Origin of the sequence: Brevibacterium casei CIP 102111, from assembly GCF_900169275.1 — a bacterium.
Classification (GTDB): Bacteria; Actinomycetota; Actinomycetes; order Actinomycetales; family Brevibacteriaceae; genus Brevibacterium; species Brevibacterium casei.
The window spans coordinates 327,168-340,882 of sequence record NZ_FXZC01000003.1 but is presented as its reverse complement, the minus strand read 5'-3'; the positions used below and the strand labels follow the sequence as shown (position 1 = coordinate 340,882).

The 13,715-nt window shown below is 66.3% G+C and carries 19 protein-coding genes and 1 tRNA gene; 14 read left to right on the top strand and 6 right to left on the bottom strand.

From position 1 onward, the window contains the following. Positions 1-8 precede the first annotated feature (8 nt). Complete coding sequence (tmk, locus tag BC102111_RS08645) at positions 9-2,846, top strand: dTMP kinase (protein WP_223290020.1); 2,838 nt, start codon at positions 9-11, stop codon at positions 2,844-2,846. Further along, on the top strand, positions 2,843-4,000 hold the full coding sequence (locus BC102111_RS08640; protein ID WP_095376808.1) for a DNA polymerase III subunit delta': 1,158 nt from the start codon (positions 2,843-2,845) through the stop codon (positions 3,998-4,000). Before tmk ends, BC102111_RS08640 begins: the two co-directional genes overlap by 4 nt. Positions 4,001-4,050: 50 nt before the next feature. Here BC102111_RS08640 and BC102111_RS08635 read toward each other — a convergent pair whose 3' ends face one another. Further along, positions 4,051-5,142, bottom strand: coding sequence for a M20/M25/M40 family metallo-hydrolase (locus BC102111_RS08635; RefSeq protein WP_227007125.1), 1,092 nt, complete (start codon positions 5,140-5,142; stop codon positions 4,051-4,053). 292 nt (positions 5,143-5,434) lie between these two features. Between BC102111_RS08635 and BC102111_RS08630 the strand changes: the two genes are divergently transcribed. Then, positions 5,435-5,507 (top strand) — tRNA-Thr (locus BC102111_RS08630). A 77-nt stretch (positions 5,508-5,584) separates the two neighbouring features. Here the strand turns inward: BC102111_RS08630 and BC102111_RS08625 are convergent. The 5 genes from BC102111_RS08625 to BC102111_RS08605 form a co-directional block, all read right to left on the bottom strand. Then, a complete protein-coding gene (locus BC102111_RS08625; protein WP_101624091.1) occupies positions 5,585-6,763 on the bottom strand; it encodes a site-specific integrase in 1,179 nt (392 codons plus the stop codon). Between the two features lie 4 nt (positions 6,764-6,767). Beyond that, positions 6,768-6,926, bottom strand: a complete 159-nt coding sequence (locus tag BC102111_RS08620; protein WP_101624090.1) for a DUF3263 domain-containing protein — start codon at positions 6,924-6,926, stop codon at positions 6,768-6,770. After that, a complete protein-coding gene (locus BC102111_RS08615; RefSeq protein ID WP_101624089.1) occupies positions 6,919-7,338 on the bottom strand; it encodes an ImmA/IrrE family metallo-endopeptidase in 420 nt (139 codons plus the stop codon). The genes BC102111_RS08620 and BC102111_RS08615 overlap by 8 nt, the downstream gene beginning before the upstream one ends. Before the next feature lie 73 nt (positions 7,339-7,411). Then, the gene (locus BC102111_RS17540; RefSeq protein WP_146001415.1) at positions 7,412-8,005 is read right to left on the bottom strand and encodes a DUF2335 domain-containing protein; all 594 of its coding nucleotides are present in this window, start codon (positions 8,003-8,005) and stop codon (positions 7,412-7,414) included. A 41-nt stretch (positions 8,006-8,046) separates the two neighbouring features. Further along, positions 8,047-8,637: a helix-turn-helix domain-containing protein gene (locus BC102111_RS08605; RefSeq protein ID WP_180960606.1), complete on the bottom strand. Its 591-nt coding sequence runs from the start codon at positions 8,635-8,637 to the stop codon at positions 8,047-8,049. 483 nt (positions 8,638-9,120) lie between these two features. Between BC102111_RS08605 and BC102111_RS17535 the strand changes: the two genes are divergently transcribed. The 11 genes from BC102111_RS17535 to BC102111_RS08550 are packed head-to-tail and all read left to right on the top strand — an operon-like array spanning position 9,121 to position 13,715. Next, positions 9,121-9,435, top strand: a complete 315-nt coding sequence (locus tag BC102111_RS17535) for a hypothetical protein (protein WP_146001413.1) — start codon at positions 9,121-9,123, stop codon at positions 9,433-9,435. A 57-nt stretch (positions 9,436-9,492) separates the two neighbouring features. Beyond that, positions 9,493-9,765 carry a hypothetical protein gene (locus BC102111_RS08595; RefSeq protein WP_101624085.1) on the top strand — a complete coding sequence of 91 codons (273 nt, stop codon included), beginning with the start codon at positions 9,493-9,495 and terminating at the stop codon, positions 9,763-9,765. Positions 9,766-9,776: 11 nt separating this feature from the next. Then, positions 9,777-10,034, top strand: a complete 258-nt coding sequence (locus BC102111_RS08590; RefSeq protein ID WP_101624084.1) for a helix-turn-helix transcriptional regulator — start codon at positions 9,777-9,779, stop codon at positions 10,032-10,034. A 55-nt stretch (positions 10,035-10,089) separates the two neighbouring features. Beyond that, the gene (locus BC102111_RS08585; protein WP_063250084.1) at positions 10,090-10,842 is read left to right on the top strand and encodes a phage regulatory protein/antirepressor Ant; all 753 of its coding nucleotides are present in this window, start codon (positions 10,090-10,092) and stop codon (positions 10,840-10,842) included. Further along, positions 10,842-11,048, top strand: coding sequence for a hypothetical protein (locus tag BC102111_RS08580; RefSeq protein WP_101624083.1), 207 nt, complete (start codon positions 10,842-10,844; stop codon positions 11,046-11,048). The genes BC102111_RS08585 and BC102111_RS08580 overlap by 1 nt, the downstream gene beginning before the upstream one ends. Then, positions 11,045-11,230, top strand: coding sequence for a helix-turn-helix domain-containing protein (locus tag BC102111_RS08575; protein ID WP_180960605.1), 186 nt, complete (start codon positions 11,045-11,047; stop codon positions 11,228-11,230). The genes BC102111_RS08580 and BC102111_RS08575 overlap by 4 nt, the downstream gene beginning before the upstream one ends. Next, a complete protein-coding gene (locus BC102111_RS08570) occupies positions 11,227-11,442 on the top strand; it encodes a hypothetical protein (protein ID WP_101624081.1) in 216 nt (71 codons plus the stop codon). Before BC102111_RS08575 ends, BC102111_RS08570 begins: the two co-directional genes overlap by 4 nt. After that, positions 11,439-11,627 (top strand): hypothetical protein, encoded by a 189-nt coding sequence (locus BC102111_RS08565; protein WP_101624080.1) that lies wholly within the window; start codon positions 11,439-11,441, stop codon positions 11,625-11,627. Before BC102111_RS08570 ends, BC102111_RS08565 begins: the two co-directional genes overlap by 4 nt. Then, positions 11,624-12,649: a YqaJ viral recombinase family nuclease gene (locus BC102111_RS08560; protein WP_101624079.1), complete on the top strand. Its 1,026-nt coding sequence runs from the start codon at positions 11,624-11,626 to the stop codon at positions 12,647-12,649. Before BC102111_RS08565 ends, BC102111_RS08560 begins: the two co-directional genes overlap by 4 nt. After that, positions 12,646-12,882 (top strand): helix-turn-helix domain-containing protein, encoded by a 237-nt coding sequence (locus BC102111_RS08555; RefSeq protein WP_101624078.1) that lies wholly within the window; start codon positions 12,646-12,648, stop codon positions 12,880-12,882. The genes BC102111_RS08560 and BC102111_RS08555 overlap by 4 nt, the downstream gene beginning before the upstream one ends. Beyond that, positions 12,879-13,715, top strand: a complete 837-nt coding sequence (locus tag BC102111_RS08550; RefSeq protein WP_101624077.1) for a recombinase RecT — start codon at positions 12,879-12,881, stop codon at positions 13,713-13,715. Before BC102111_RS08555 ends, BC102111_RS08550 begins: the two co-directional genes overlap by 4 nt.

Here is a 13,715-nt window from a genome sequence, read left to right as displayed (position 1 = left end):
GCGTGAGCATGTTGACGACTACAGGACATCGGCTTCCCGGCGCACCCGGCCGGTTGGTCACCGAAACCGCGGTCTGGGGCGCTCTCATCGTCCTCGCCGCGATCAGCTACGTCGTAGCCGGCACCAACGGCTATCTCACGACGGTCGGCGGTCGCGCGTTCACGATGATCGGGGAGACGCTCGTGGCCGGGGAGTTCGACAACCTCGCCGGCAGCCTCTCCCTCCTCATCGTCTTCGTCCTCGCCGGGGCGGGCCTCTTCATCCCCGCCACCGTGTTCGCCCGCCGCGGTCCCGGGGTGCGCAAGCTCGCGCTGAGCATCGCCACCATCGCCGAGGCGGGCCTGCTCATCGTCCTCAGCCTCGCCCCCAGCGCGTGGCTGACCTGGGTCTGCGCCCTCATCCTCGGTGCCGTCATCGGGCTGCTCATGAGCCTGACCCCCTTCACCAATGAGAAGCCGTGGCGTCGTGTGGGCGTGCCCGCGACGGTTCTCCTCTTCCTCGCGTGCTCCTTCCAGATCATGGGCGGGCCCGCCGCCGGCACCCAGGCTCTGGGCTGGATGAGCCTCGCCGTCGGCGTCGCCATGGCCATCGGCGCCGTGATGATCTACCTCACCCCCGAACGCGCCCTCCACGCGGAATCGGCGACGACCGGGGCCTTCCCGATCGCGAAGGCGAAGGTCGCCCGGCCGCCGGCGACCATCGAGCGGCCGTGGGTGCCGACCGCGCTCTTCGCGGTGCTCGGAGCGGCATTCATCCTCGCGCAGCCGACCGCCGTCGAGCACGGCTTCGGCCAGGCAGGATATGCGCTCATCCTCGTCGTCGCCCTCCTCGGCTGGGCCATCGGGTTCGAGATGGGCCCGACCTTCGCCCCGGGCATGTCCCGGCCCCGCGTCTCGGCCTTCGCGCTCGCCGTCTCCGGAATCCTCCTCATCGCGACCGGCGCGATCGACGAGCTCTCGGGCAAGGTGGTGCTCACCGGAGCCGTCGCGTTCCTCGTCGGCATCGGCGTGCGCTCACAGGTCTACGACTTCTCCCGCCGCATCGGCGCTGTTGCCGGCGGTCTCATCGCGCTGCTCATCAACGCCGTCAACGTCACCGTCGATCCGATCGGCGCCGCCCCCATGTGGTCGCTGCCTCCTGCCGACGTCGCCTTCGTCCTCATCGGCCTCGCAGCGGTCGTCGCCGGCATCGTCGGCCTCTTCGTCTTCGACCCGCACGGCCTGCAGGGCCTCTCGGTCGACATCGTCCACGGCTTCCGCCCGCACGCCCACACCGACGACGCGAGCAGAGACGGCGTCGGGGCTCTGGCCGACCGGTTCGGCCCCGGCTTCTTCATCGCCATCGAAGGCGGCGACGGATCGGGCAAGAGCACGCAGATCGCACGGATCTCCCGGGCGCTGGCCGATGAGGGCTACAGCGTCGAATCGACCCGGGAGCCCGGAGGGACCGAGCTGGGCCGACAGATCCGGTCGGTGCTCTTCGACTCCGATCCGCCGAGCCCGCGCACCGAGGCGCTCCTCTTCGCAGCCGACCGCGCCCATCACGTCGCCTCTCTCGTCGATCCCGGCCTCGAGGCGGGCAGCATCGTCATCACCGACCGCTACATCGACTCGACCGTCGCCTACCAGGCCGCGGGCCGGGAGTTCGATCCGACGACGATCCTCGCACTCAGCCGCTGGGCGACCGAAGGGCTCATCCCACACCTGACGATCGTCCTCGACATCGACCCCGAGGTCGCCGCCGAACGGATGAGCTCACGCGGAGGCGCCAACTACCTCGACGAGGAGAGCCAGCAGTTCCACCAGCGTGTGCGCCAGACCTACCTCTCGCGCGCGCAGAAGGACCCTGAGCGCTACGTCGTCCTCGACGCGTCCGTGACCGCCGACGAACTCACCGGGCAGATCCTCGAGGCCGTCCATGCGCGCCTGCCCCATACCCTGACCACGGGGTCGGGTGGCGCGGCCGGTGCCGCCGAGGCTGTCGATGAGTCCTCGCAGAAGCCGGTCACCGACGTCGCCGAGGAATCGGAGACCATCGTCTTCGGCACCCCCGGTGCACCCGGAACCGTCGGTGCTCCCGAGGCCTCCGCCGCGCCGGCCGCGGACGATCCAGATGCGCCGTCCACCGGCGCACCCGATGCGCCGAGCCCAGGGGAGGATCACCGTTCGAACGAGAGCGAGTCAGCGGGAGACGACGAGGCCGACGAGCGGTCGCGATTCATCCCCGTCTCCGACGAGCGCATCGTGCCGACGGCGCGTCCCGATGCCGAGGCGGACGGCGTCGCGACCGATCGCGTCGACCTCGGCGCCGACCTCAGGGACGACCGTCCCGACGAGGCGGATGTCGACTCCGCCGCTGGCAGGGACGGCGAGGTCGACATTGACGGCGATGACGACGAGATCGTCGTCATCGAACGCGAGACGCCTGCTGCTGGTCAGAACGTGACCTCGACGACCGATGCCCGGGCGACCGAGCGCGAAGCCGCCGAGCGCGGGGACAGCGATGAGCCGAAGCGGTCCGCTGACAAGCCGGGCGATCCCGGGGAAGCGGCGACGACCGTGCTGCCGGCGCAGCGATTCACCCCGAGGGCACCGCTCACCGACGAGGATGACCCCGATGAGGCGCCGACGAACGTCATCGACACCTCGGCGGCACGGGGACAGGACCGGTCGGCCGACGCCGCCGACGAGGCGGAGACGACCGTCCTGCCTGCGCGCAGCGCCCGGCAGACGAGCCGCGAGCGCCTGCAGGCGCAGGCCGAGATCGAACGCCAGGCGCGTGAGCGGGTGCGTCGACAGCGTGAGCGCAACCGCTCCCGCGGCAACGGGCCGGAGGGAAGCCGGTGAGCGTCTTCGACGAACTCGTCGGTCAGGACGATGTCGTCCGCCAGCTCGAGTACGCCCTCCACTCTCCTGGGGCGATGACGCATGCGTGGCTGTTCACCGGCCCTCCCGGGTCGGGGCGCTCGAACGCCGCGCGCGCCTTCGCCGCCGCGCTCATCTCCGGGGGAGAAGCGCCCAACGAGGTGACCGAGCGTGTGCTCAAGGGCCATCACGAATCGCTGACGATCATGTCGACGCAGAAGTCGGTCATCGCCATCGATGAGGTGCGCGATCTCGTCGGGACCGCACAGTCGGCGCCGGTGAACGCGCCGTGGCGCGTCGTCATCATCGAGGACGCCGACCGGATGACCGAACGCACCGCCAACGTCCTGCTCAAGGCCATCGAGGAGCCGCCGCCGGCGACCGTGTGGCTGCTCTGCGCCCCGAGCCCCATCGACGTGCTCACGACGATCCGGTCCCGGTGCCGTCCCGTGCGGCTGCGCATTCCGTCCCGTGAAGCAGTCTCGACACTGCTCATCGAACGCGATCACGTCGACCCCGAGCGGGCGCGGTGGGCGGCTGCGGTCGCCCAGAACCACATCGGGCGGGCCAAGCACATGGCGCTCAGCGAGACCGCCGCGGACGAACGGCGGAAGATCCTCGACATCCCCGGCAAGCTCACCTCAGTGGGGGCGACGATCCGGCTCGCGGGACGCATCGTCGACGAGGCGGCGGAGACCGCGAAGGCCCGGGTCGAGGAGCGCAACGCGAAGGAGCGCAGCGATCTCATGGAGACCCTCGGCATCGCGGGCGAGAAGACCGTGCCGCCCTCGGCGAGGGCGCAGATCCGCAGACTCGAGGAGGAGCAGAAGCGACGGTCGGTGCGGGCGCGCAACGATGAGCTCGACCGGATCTTCCTCGAACTCATGAGCCTCTACCGTGACATCCTCATGTACCAGCTGGGGATCCGCGACGGGTGGATCAACGCCGGCGAGGATGAGCTCATCGCCGAGCAGGGCAACAGGGACACCGCCGATACGACGCTGCTGCGCATCGACGCCATCGCCGAGGCGAGGCGTCGTCTGCAGACGACGATGTCACCGGTGCTCATCGTCGAGTCCGCGTTCGTCCTGCTCTCGAATCCGTGGCTGGCCGCCGACCGGAACGGCGCAGCCTGACCGACTCGGTCCGGTCCGTCGCGGTCCGGTCCGTCACGGCGCGGGCCCGCTCAGGCGTCGTCGAGGAGTTCGCCGACGAGTGCGGCGGTGAGTTCGACCCGGCGGGGGATCCACACCTGCAGGGCGTGTTCGGTGCGGGCATGCGAACCGCCGCCGACGGTCCCGAGCCCGTCGAGCGTGGGCGTGCCGACTCCGGCGGTGAAGTTCCCGTCCGAGCCGCCGCCGACGGCGACCGAGCGAAGCGGCGGGTGGCCGAGGGTCGACGCGAGGCGCTGCGCTCGGGCGTAGAGGCCCATCGCCATCTCCTCCTCGAGCGGGGCGCGGTTGATGCCGCCGCGCAGAGTGAGCTTCGCTCCGGCGACGGACGGGGTGAGGGACCGGAGTTCGGCGTCGATGCGCTCCTGTTCGGACACGGTCGCGGCACGGGAATCGATGCCGACGACCGCCTCGGCGGGGACGGTGTTCGTCGTCGATCCGCTGTGCATGACCGTGGGGACGACCGAGGTGCCTACGGTCGGGGCGTGGAGGGCCGCGATCCGCACGACCTGGTTGGCGATCTCGACGGTGGCGTTGATGCCCTTCTCGGGTTCGACGCCGGCGTGGGCGGCCAGGCCCTCGACTTCGAGGGAGTAGATGGCCACGCCCTTGCGGGCGATCTTCACCGAGCCGTCGGGAGCTCCGCTTTCGAAGACGAGGGCCGCCTTCGCTCCGCGTGCTTCGTTCTCGATGATCTCGCGGGAACCGGGGGAGCCGAGCTCCTCGTCGGCGGTGATGAGGACGCTCACCCCGTCGAGGCTGCCGCGTTCGGCCCGCAGCCGTGCCATCGCGTAGAGGGCGATGAGGACCCCGCCCTTCATATCGTCGGCACCGGGGCCGCGGACGACGCCGTCGGCGGCGGAGTAGGGAAAGGACTTGAGGGTGCCGGTGGGCCAGACGGTGTCGTGGTGGCCGATGAGGACGACCTCGCGAGGGCCGTCACCGAAGCGCCAGAGCAGGTGCGGGCGTGAGTCCGTCTCGATGACGTGCGGTGCCGCACCGAGGAGTCCAGTGCCGATGCGGGAGATGAGGCGGGCGCTGCGGGCCAGCGCCTCGGGGTCGTGGGAGAACGATTCGCATTCGATGAGCGCTTGGAAGTCGCTCATGAACTCTGTGGAATCGAACTCTCTCACGGACCGGGCCTCTCGTCGTCTCTGGTGTCGTCCTCCCAAGGTTAGCCGGTCAGGGGCCTGTGATCCGTGTCGCACGGGGGTTGGGCGGTGGCAGGCTCGCCTCTGGGGCTCTCGGTGCACTCCCGGGATCCGGTGGGCGAATCCCCTGATCAGCCGGTTTCCCGCCGAGGAGGTGGGACCCATCCGACGTCCCCGCGGGGACGTCTCGGCCGGTGACTCGCCGTTTTGACCGTGGGTGCGGACATTGGCTAGAGTTGGTGCGGTTGCCGCCTTAGCTCAGTCGGCAGAGCGATTCACTCGTAATGAATAGGTCGCGGGTTCGATTCCCGCAGGCGGCTCGGCAACGCCCCTCCCACCAGGTCACGCACCTGGTCGGGAGGGGCTTTTTTCATGCCCGTGCGCGCCGAATATGCGGTTACGATGCGCTTTGCAACCACTCGTCCAGCACTCCCACCACACCAGCAGGCCCGATGTTGAGCCGCTGAACGTAGTGCTTCGCCGTCACCCCAACCTCCGAATGACCCAGCTGCTGAGACGCATTGTCGAGGCCGTCCGCGGTGTAGATCGTCGTCGCCACGGTCTTCCGAATCGTCTTCGGGGTCACCCAGTCGAGTCCGGCGAGATCCCGCACCTGCCGGAAGTGTGCACGATAGTTCGACGGGTCACGCCACGAGCCCACCTCGGAAGCGAACACCGCCTGAGACTCCGCACGAAACTCCCGCACCTCGAACTGCCGGCACAGAGCCTCCGCCGCGATCGCAGGCAGATAGAGGATGCGCTTCGACGTCTCCGACTTCGGCGCCGGCTGATAAGTCATCCCCTGCCCGTCAGCACCGAGCGTGACCGTGCCCATCACCGAGATCGTCGGAGGGCTGGTCTCGAGGTCGACATCATCCCAGCGGATGCCCAGCAGTTCCCCGATGCGCACACCCGTGCCGAGCATGACGTCGATGCTGTCAGCGATCTCCCGCCGTACCGGCTTGTTCGCCGTCACCGGTGTCGCCTCCCACGTGCGTGCGGCCGCGCGCAGACGCGCCACCTCCTCCGCGGTCATGGCGCGCACCTCCTGCGGTTTCTCTCGCACGGTTGAGATCCCGAGCGCGGGGTTCGTTGTCAGCGCGTCGAGGCGCACAGCATCGGCGAAGAGCTTGCGCAACACTGAGCGGGCCTGTTTCGCCGTCGCCTGACCGTGAGCCTCACTGATGCGCTGCAACCCCTTCTCGAGGCGTCCTGTGGTGCATTCGGTGAGTCTGAGCCTTCCGAGTTCCTCGCGAATCCATTTCACCGCGGCACGGTAGGTGCGCACAGTGGATGCCGGAGGGTCCGCGCTCTCCCTCCATCGTGTGAACCAGTCCTCAGCGAATCCCCCGACGGTCATCGCGCCCGAGACTTCTCCGCCGGTGATCTGCTCCCGCATCTCCGTCAGGTGCTCAAGGAGCGCGTTGCGTGCCGCTTCCTTCGTCGTACCCTGCCGGAACCGCGGGACGGTTTTGCCATTGGCGAGGCGGATGCGGGCTGTCGCCCGGTAGTTGCCTCGCGTTCCGGAGACGCTGATGTTGCCCCATGCGCCCACGGGGATGGGTATGCGTGCCATTGGTCTACCTGTTCTGGTTCCTGACTCGGCGGAGTCGGTTGAGGATCTGGAAGTACGACGTGGCGGACATGTTCAGGCGCCGGCGGATCGCATCGTCCTTGACTCCGTTGTACCTGGGGTGCTCGCGTTCGAGGTCGAGCACCGCGCGCTCGAGGTCATCCACGGCTTGCCCCGACCATGCGCAGGAGCGCCAACTCGTGCGGGTGGAGGTACTTGAGCCGGTCCTCGAGAACCTCCACCGTCACCCACAACTCATCCGCCCACTCGGACATGCACGACGCCCACCGGTACGCATCCACCAGGTCATCCCAGTCGACCAACTTCCGGGCCGCGAGACGCCGAGCCGCAGACTCCTCACGCGGGTCGTCACAGTCCCGGTGGCCGAGGTCGATGTGCGCCTGCTCGTGGGCGATCGCGCAACGCCGTTCCGTCTGCTGCAGGGACTTGTCGATCCAGATCGCGTTCGCCCCGTCAGTGGCCGCGACGCGGCCGTCATCGAACCGCGTGTAGTGCACCACGACATGCTCGCCGCGGTCCCGGAGCTCACGCCACGGATGGTGTTTGTGCTGTCTCATGGACCCGACAATAAGCGGCCCCACCGACACAACAGTGGTTGTCGAAAAGGCGTCTTGCCGAACTACACCAGTGTCACTCGCTCGCCTTGCCGCGGGACGCGCTCATGACTTTTGCTACTCCGACTATTCCGACTGTGACGAGCGACCCAATCACGCCCGCGTCAATCCCAAGGAAACCGAAGACGACCGCCGATCCGAGCCCTCCTACTCCCATGATGGTTGTGGTCCACGCAATGAGCTTGAGGGCGATCGCCTGTGCGTCCGCGAGTGTGGTGTCGTTGTTGTGCTTCTGCTCGAGATCGAACTCGGCCATCCGCATGATGCGCTCAGGAAAAGACGGGTCAACTTGGCCGTAGAGAGCCATCTCTCCGGGATCTGGCAACGGTCCGCTGCGCGCGGTTGTGACGTGGACTAAGCCTTGCCCGGTTTCGGGGTCGACCTGCGCTGGTCCGTCGTATACATCGCCTCGGAAATCGCGGTCCCCACGTCGGTCCACGTCTCCCCGATGTAGTCTCGATTCCTGATCCGGTCCCGCATCTTCTGAGTGCTCGAAATGTCGCCGGACTGCATCGCCAGTCCGCGACGAATTCCGCGGCGTATCGCTCGGTTCATCGCTGACGTGCTCATCGTCGTTGTCTCCCGTGGTGTTGTGGTGGTCTGAACTCATACTAGCCGTCCTGGGTGGGGATTGAATGGGAGTGTGAGGGATCAGTCATCGTCATCGCGCTCCTGCGTCTCCTCGCCCCGCTGCCGGGACCGTTCCTCTTCCTCCTTGTCCCGGCTTCGCGTCCGGTAGGCGGCCGTCTTCTCTGCCGGCGGAGGGGGCACCAAGTGGTGCACGTTACCCCCGGCCCCGCCCTCCCGCTGCCGGCGTTTGCTCTCAACGAAGTCGCTGGCGAGCTGTGCCTCTTCGGTCGCCGGCTTCCCTCCGGCATCGTTCATGGGGGAACCATTCGACTCACCTGCTCCCGTGTTCCCGTCCGCCAGGAGGCGGATGATCTCATTCACAGCGGCACGCTGTGGAGCGGTGAGCCGATCCGACGACGGATCTGGGGTGAATGGTTCGCGGCCTGTGTAGGCAGCGGCCGCCTCCAAGTCCGAGACCGGGACGCCGAAGACCTTCGCGAACGCCGCGAGAGTCTTAGTCGGAGGGCGTTCGGGATGATTCCCGTTCAGGTAGTTCGATACGTTGCCTGCTGAGAGCTTCAGTCCTTGGCGCTTCGCCGATTCCACGATCTGTGGATTCGTCAGCTCGCGCTCAGTCTTCAGATCTTTCAGGAGCTCCGATAGTCGGCTCACGGTGTCCACTTTCAGGCAGGGGCAAGGCTAGAGCAAGTCTAGTGTGTCGCGCTCAGACACAAAGAACATCGTCGTAATTCCCTTCGTGCCGCGGAGTGTCAGAAAAATCAATGAATTAGTTGACTCAATCTGGTCACATGCTCTAGTCTCATAAATGTCAGTGAAACACTTGAAGCTCACGAAGGGGCATGGAGATGAGGACTGTTGCTCACATGGTGCTCTGCTTCATTTGCGGAGTCTGGATAGTAGCGAACCGACTCGCCGCCGGAGAGCCGACTGAGGCTCTATGGCTCGGGCTTTTTGCGCTCGCGGCGATGCTTCTTCCGCTGCTACTCGAAGCCGCAGAAGTGCTACTCGATCTAGTTTCAGGCTTCCTGGTCTGGCGTTAGTCGTCGAGAGTGCCCGATCGAGATGAACGTAAACCCAGCGGTACCAGAACGGACGCCCGGGGGAGCGGGAGTACCCAATCCTGACTCCCGCCTCATGGAACTGATCGCCCGCCCAAGCCACGTACACGTCGACAGATTCACCCGGCTGAAGAAGCACCACCCGATGAGTCCAAGACTGCCACCTGGTGCCGGTGGGAACGGGAGCCGCGATATCTGCCAAATGCCCGTACATGGCGATATCGAACGCAGGAGCATCACCCACGTTCGTGAGCTGATGCCGATGGCGAAGGATCCCCTCTTCTCCTTCTTCATCCCGGCTGGGTTCGTTGTATCGCTGCAGAACGAGAAGCGGCTTCTTCCGATCAATCCACCAGAGAAACCCCGTGACGACAGCGGACACGAGCGCTGACACGGGAATCACAGCAAGCCAATCCATGACCACATCCAACCACGAAAGGACACTCCCATGACCGTCAAATTCGGAACCCCGCCTCCGAAGCTCACCCAGGCGAGCAAGTACCGGGACGACGCCGACACCCTCCGGGCGCACCCAGGCGAATGGGCGCAACTCAACCTCGACCACTTGAAGCCCGCATCCAGAGTCAAGTACTCGAACTCGATCAACTCCGGCAAGCTCCAAGACTTCCCCAGGGGCGACTTCGAGGCCATGACTCGCAGGGGAGAGGTCTGGGTGCGCTACGTCGGCAAAGCCAGCCTTCGGCCCGTGGCAGTCGCGTGAGGGGAGGTGACATGGCAACAACCTACAACCAGACCCGCAGGGGTCTCACCGCCCGGCCGCGCAAGGCGCAGATTCGCTTGGCGATGAAGTTCAAGCAGTGGACCAACTCAGACCTCGCGTTCAAGGCGAAGGTCTCGACCGGAACGGTCGGCAACATCCTCGGAGCACGCGAGACGTGCAACCCCGAGACCGCCGGAAAGATCGCGAAAGCCCTCGGATTCGAGACCGAGGAGCTCTTCGACCTCGAGCGAATCAACTACGCCGCATAAGAAATGCCCCCACCTGGTCCAACAGGTGAGGGCAACGATCCAGAAAGGACCAGAGATGAACCATTCTCAGGATACCAGCCTCGTTCGCCTCGTCGACGGAGAGCCGGTCACTGACACGCTCATCGTTGCGGACCGAACCGGCAACCAGCACGCCTCGGTCATCAGGCTCGTGCGTGACAACCTCCGCGACTTCGAGCAGTTCGGAAGGGTCGGATTTGAAATCGCACCCTTCGCCACTGCCGGCGGAACTCAGTCTCGCGAGATCGCCCGACTGAACGAGCAGCAGTCAACCCTCCTCATCACCTACCTCCGGAACACCAGCGTGGTCCGGGAACTCAAGGTGGCGCTCGTCCGCGACTTCTACGCGATGCGCCAGGCGCTTGCCGCGCCGGTGCCAACACCTTCCGGACCCGAGCTTGTTGCGCTCGCCCTCGTCGAGGCGAACAAGATGCTCGAGGCAAAAGACGCCACCATCGCCGAACTGTCCCCGAAGGCGGATGCCTATGAGGCGTTCATGAACGCGGACGGCACCTACTCGGTGGGGCGCGTGGCGAAGATGCTCGGCAGGTCGCAGAACAAGCTGTTCGCGGAACTGCGCAACGCCGGGGTGTTCATCGCCAAGGGGCACATGCACAACACCCCTTACCAGAAGTACATGCACCACTTCAAGGTCACCCCGTACTCGTATGAGCGCAAGGACGACACGATCGGGTGCTCGTACACGACGACGGTGCAGCCCTCCGGTGTGGAGTTCATCCGCCGCAAGCTCGGCATCCCGCACGTCCAACACGAACTCGAGGTGGCGTGATGACCACCTACATCGAGTTCGAGTGCGGCGGTGGCGTCATCCTTACCGGCGGATCCGCCCAGGACGCGATCGACGACCACGTGACCTGGTGTCCGGACTGCCCGGATGAGCGCACCGACCACGAGAAGCGCGCCGACGAGCGGGCGCAGAAAGCATGGGAGGCCCGCGTGGATGCGGCCCTCGCCGAAGTGAAGGAGGCGTCGTGATCCAGCTGGACAAACTCCTCAAGGGCACGGAGGTCGCGGAATGGCTCGACTGTTCCGTTCAGCACGTCAACCGGCTCCGTAGGCGTGGCGCGTTCCCCGGCATCGCTGTCGGCGGCATGTGGCGCTACGACCCAGCGGACATCAGGAAGTACCTCAACGCACAGAAGGGCGCCGCGGCATGATGCACTTCCACGCCAAGACCGCGACCGTGAACTGCATCAACGGGGAACTGCACGTCGAGTTCACCACCACCAAGGGCAAGCAGGTCACCGGTGTTCTCGCCGACGACGCAGGGGAGCAGTTCCTCAACGACGTCGAGGACGCGGTCCTCGAACAGCAACACCACCGGGACAAGGGCGCAGCAGGCCCGTGGGATCCGGGGGCCGCGGCATGAGTCGTCACCCGATCCACCGGAAGCGCCGCGCCTGGCTCCTGTGGGTGCCGGCCGCCGCGTTGGGTGCCGCGACCTACGTGTGGTCGCTGAGCTTCACCCTCACCGCCAACGGGCTCTCACTCCTGGGCCTGACCATCCTCGCGGCAGGAACCGTCGCCGCCTTCAACGAAATGAGACAGCAATGACCACGAAACCCGACTACCGCGTCCCCAACGCGAAACTCATCCTCCCCGCCGACGCACCCCGAACTGACTGGCTCGCGGTCCGCAGGCAGGGGCTCGGCGGATCCGACATCGCCGAGATCACCGGAGCCTCGTCGTTCCGTACCCCGTTCGAGATCTGGCAGGACAAGACCAGCGACACCGACCCCGTCGAGGAGGTCAAGGACATCTTCTGGTTCGGTCAGGAAGTCGAACCGCTGCTCGCCACACGCTTCACCGAGGACACGGGCATCGCGACCCGCAACGTCGGCACCTACGCGGAAAAGAAGACTCCCTGGGCGATCGCGAACCCCGACCGGCTCACCGCGGACGGCGGGATCCTCGAGATCAAAACCACCGGCATCTACACGGACAAGGCCCGCGACTGGCAGGCGGGCGAGATCCCGGACAACGCCTACGTGCAGTTGCAGTGGTACCTCAGCGTCACGGGCCGCTCGCACGGATGGTTCATCGCCCTCGTCGACCGCACCCCGCACATCGTCGGCCCCGTCGACCGGGACGAGAACCTCATCGCCGAGATCCGGTCCACCGCCGCCCTGTTCTGGGCGCATGTGCTCTCGAACGAACCCCCACCGGTCGACCTCGCCACCGTCACTCCCGGCGAACTCGCGGTCCGGCACCCGCGTGTGCTCGACCCCGAATCCTGCACCGAGGCACCCCTGCCGGAGCTGGTGGAGGACGACCTGACGAAACTCGCGGAGATCAAGGACACCGAGGCGACGCTCAAGACCGAACGCACCGCGATCGAGACGCGCCTCAAGGCCGTGATCGGTGACCACGAATACCTGACCATCGACGGCCGCCCTGTGGCCCGGTGGCAGGAGATCGCCGGACGCAAGACGTTCGACCAGGACGCTGTGCTCACGAAGCTCGCCGCCGACCGCGGGATCGAGGCCACGAAGAAGAACCTCGCCGACATCAAAGCCGAATACACGAAGGTCGGGGCACCCACGCGCCGCCTGTCGATCATCGAGGCTGCGGCATGAAGTCCTCGGAAGTGCTGGCCGCGAACGTTCGCCGTCTCAGGGTGGCGTCGGGCTGGTCAAAGCTCGACCTCAGCCGGAAGACCCGACCCACGGTCACGAACCATTCGATCTGGCGGCTCGAAGCTAACGACCTCAAGACCGTCAGCCTCGACCAGGTGGATGCTCTCGCCCGCGCACTTAATGTCCCGCCGAAGTACCTACTCACCAACATCGAACAAGGAGAAGAACTGTGAACACCGACATCGTCACCCACACCTCAGCCTCGGCACTCGAGATGAGCGTCGCCGAGAAGCAGAACTATGCGTCCATCCTCGCCGACGCGAACATGATCCCCAAGGCGTTCCAGCGCAACCCCGCGAACGTCTTCGTCGCGATCGAGTACGGCAACGCCCTGGGCATCCAGCCGATCGTCGCTCTCAACGAGATCAACGTCATCAACGGTTCCCCGTCCCTGTCGGCATCCATGATGTCGTCCCTTGCCCGGTCGGCGGGTCACATCGTGCGCACCCGCAACGACGATGACGGGTCTGCGGTGTGCGAGATCATCCGCAAGGATGACCCGGACTTCACTCACCGGTCCGTGTGGGACCAGAAGAAGGCTCAGGCGGCTGGCCTGTGGGGGAAGGGCCACTGGGCGAAGGATCCGGCGACAATGCTCCGCTGGCGTGCGACCAGCGAGTGCGTGCGCATGGCCTGCCCCGAAGTCCTCGGCGGACTCAAATACACCCCCGAGGAAGTCGCCGAGTTCACCTCGGAAACCCCGCCCCCGGCGCCGTCCCCGCGGCCGCGCACGCAGAAACAGCGCGAGCAGGCCAACCAGACCCAGCAGGCACCGGCGCAGGGGAGTGGCCGGGACTGGTACGCCGAGGCCGGTGACTGCGAGACCGCAGACCAGCTCGCGGCACTGTTCAACGAGTGCAAGGCCGCCGGTGAACTCGACGACGATCTCAAGTCGTTCCTCATGACCACGGGCACCGCTCTGCGGCAGATGGAAGAGCAGAACACCGAGATCATCGACGGTCAGCTCGTCGACGAGAACGGCGAGATCACCGGAGAGGCGGCCTGA

What these genes read in the sequence shown, in the direction of transcription:
- tmk (WP_223290020.1), top strand. Translation starts at nt 9, where the DNA reads ATGTTGACGACTACAGGACATCGGCTTCCCGGCGCACCCGGCCGGTTG.
- BC102111_RS08635 (WP_227007125.1), bottom strand. Translation starts at nt 5,142, where the DNA reads ATGAGCGACTTCCAAGCGCTCATCGAATGCGAATCGTTCTCCCACGAC.
- BC102111_RS08625 (WP_101624091.1), bottom strand. Translation starts at nt 6,763, where the DNA reads ATGGCACGCATACCCATCCCCGTGGGCGCATGGGGCAACATCAGCGTC.
- BC102111_RS08615 (WP_101624089.1), bottom strand. Translation starts at nt 7,338, where the DNA reads ATGAGACAGCACAAACACCATCCGTGGCGTGAGCTCCGGGACCGCGGC.
- BC102111_RS17540 (WP_146001415.1), bottom strand. Translation starts at nt 8,005, where the DNA reads ATGAGTTCAGACCACCACAACACCACGGGAGACAACGACGATGAGCAC.
- BC102111_RS17535 (WP_146001413.1), top strand. Translation starts at nt 9,121, where the DNA reads ATGGAACTGATCGCCCGCCCAAGCCACGTACACGTCGACAGATTCACC.
- BC102111_RS08595 (WP_101624085.1), top strand. Translation starts at nt 9,493, where the DNA reads ATGACCGTCAAATTCGGAACCCCGCCTCCGAAGCTCACCCAGGCGAGC.
- BC102111_RS08590 (WP_101624084.1), top strand. Translation starts at nt 9,777, where the DNA reads ATGGCAACAACCTACAACCAGACCCGCAGGGGTCTCACCGCCCGGCCG.
- BC102111_RS08585 (WP_063250084.1), top strand. Translation starts at nt 10,090, where the DNA reads ATGAACCATTCTCAGGATACCAGCCTCGTTCGCCTCGTCGACGGAGAG.
- BC102111_RS08580 (WP_101624083.1), top strand. Translation starts at nt 10,842, where the DNA reads ATGACCACCTACATCGAGTTCGAGTGCGGCGGTGGCGTCATCCTTACC.
- BC102111_RS08570 (WP_101624081.1), top strand. Translation starts at nt 11,227, where the DNA reads ATGATGCACTTCCACGCCAAGACCGCGACCGTGAACTGCATCAACGGG.
- BC102111_RS08565 (WP_101624080.1), top strand. Translation starts at nt 11,439, where the DNA reads ATGAGTCGTCACCCGATCCACCGGAAGCGCCGCGCCTGGCTCCTGTGG.
- BC102111_RS08560 (WP_101624079.1), top strand. Translation starts at nt 11,624, where the DNA reads ATGACCACGAAACCCGACTACCGCGTCCCCAACGCGAAACTCATCCTC.
- BC102111_RS08555 (WP_101624078.1), top strand. Translation starts at nt 12,646, where the DNA reads ATGAAGTCCTCGGAAGTGCTGGCCGCGAACGTTCGCCGTCTCAGGGTG.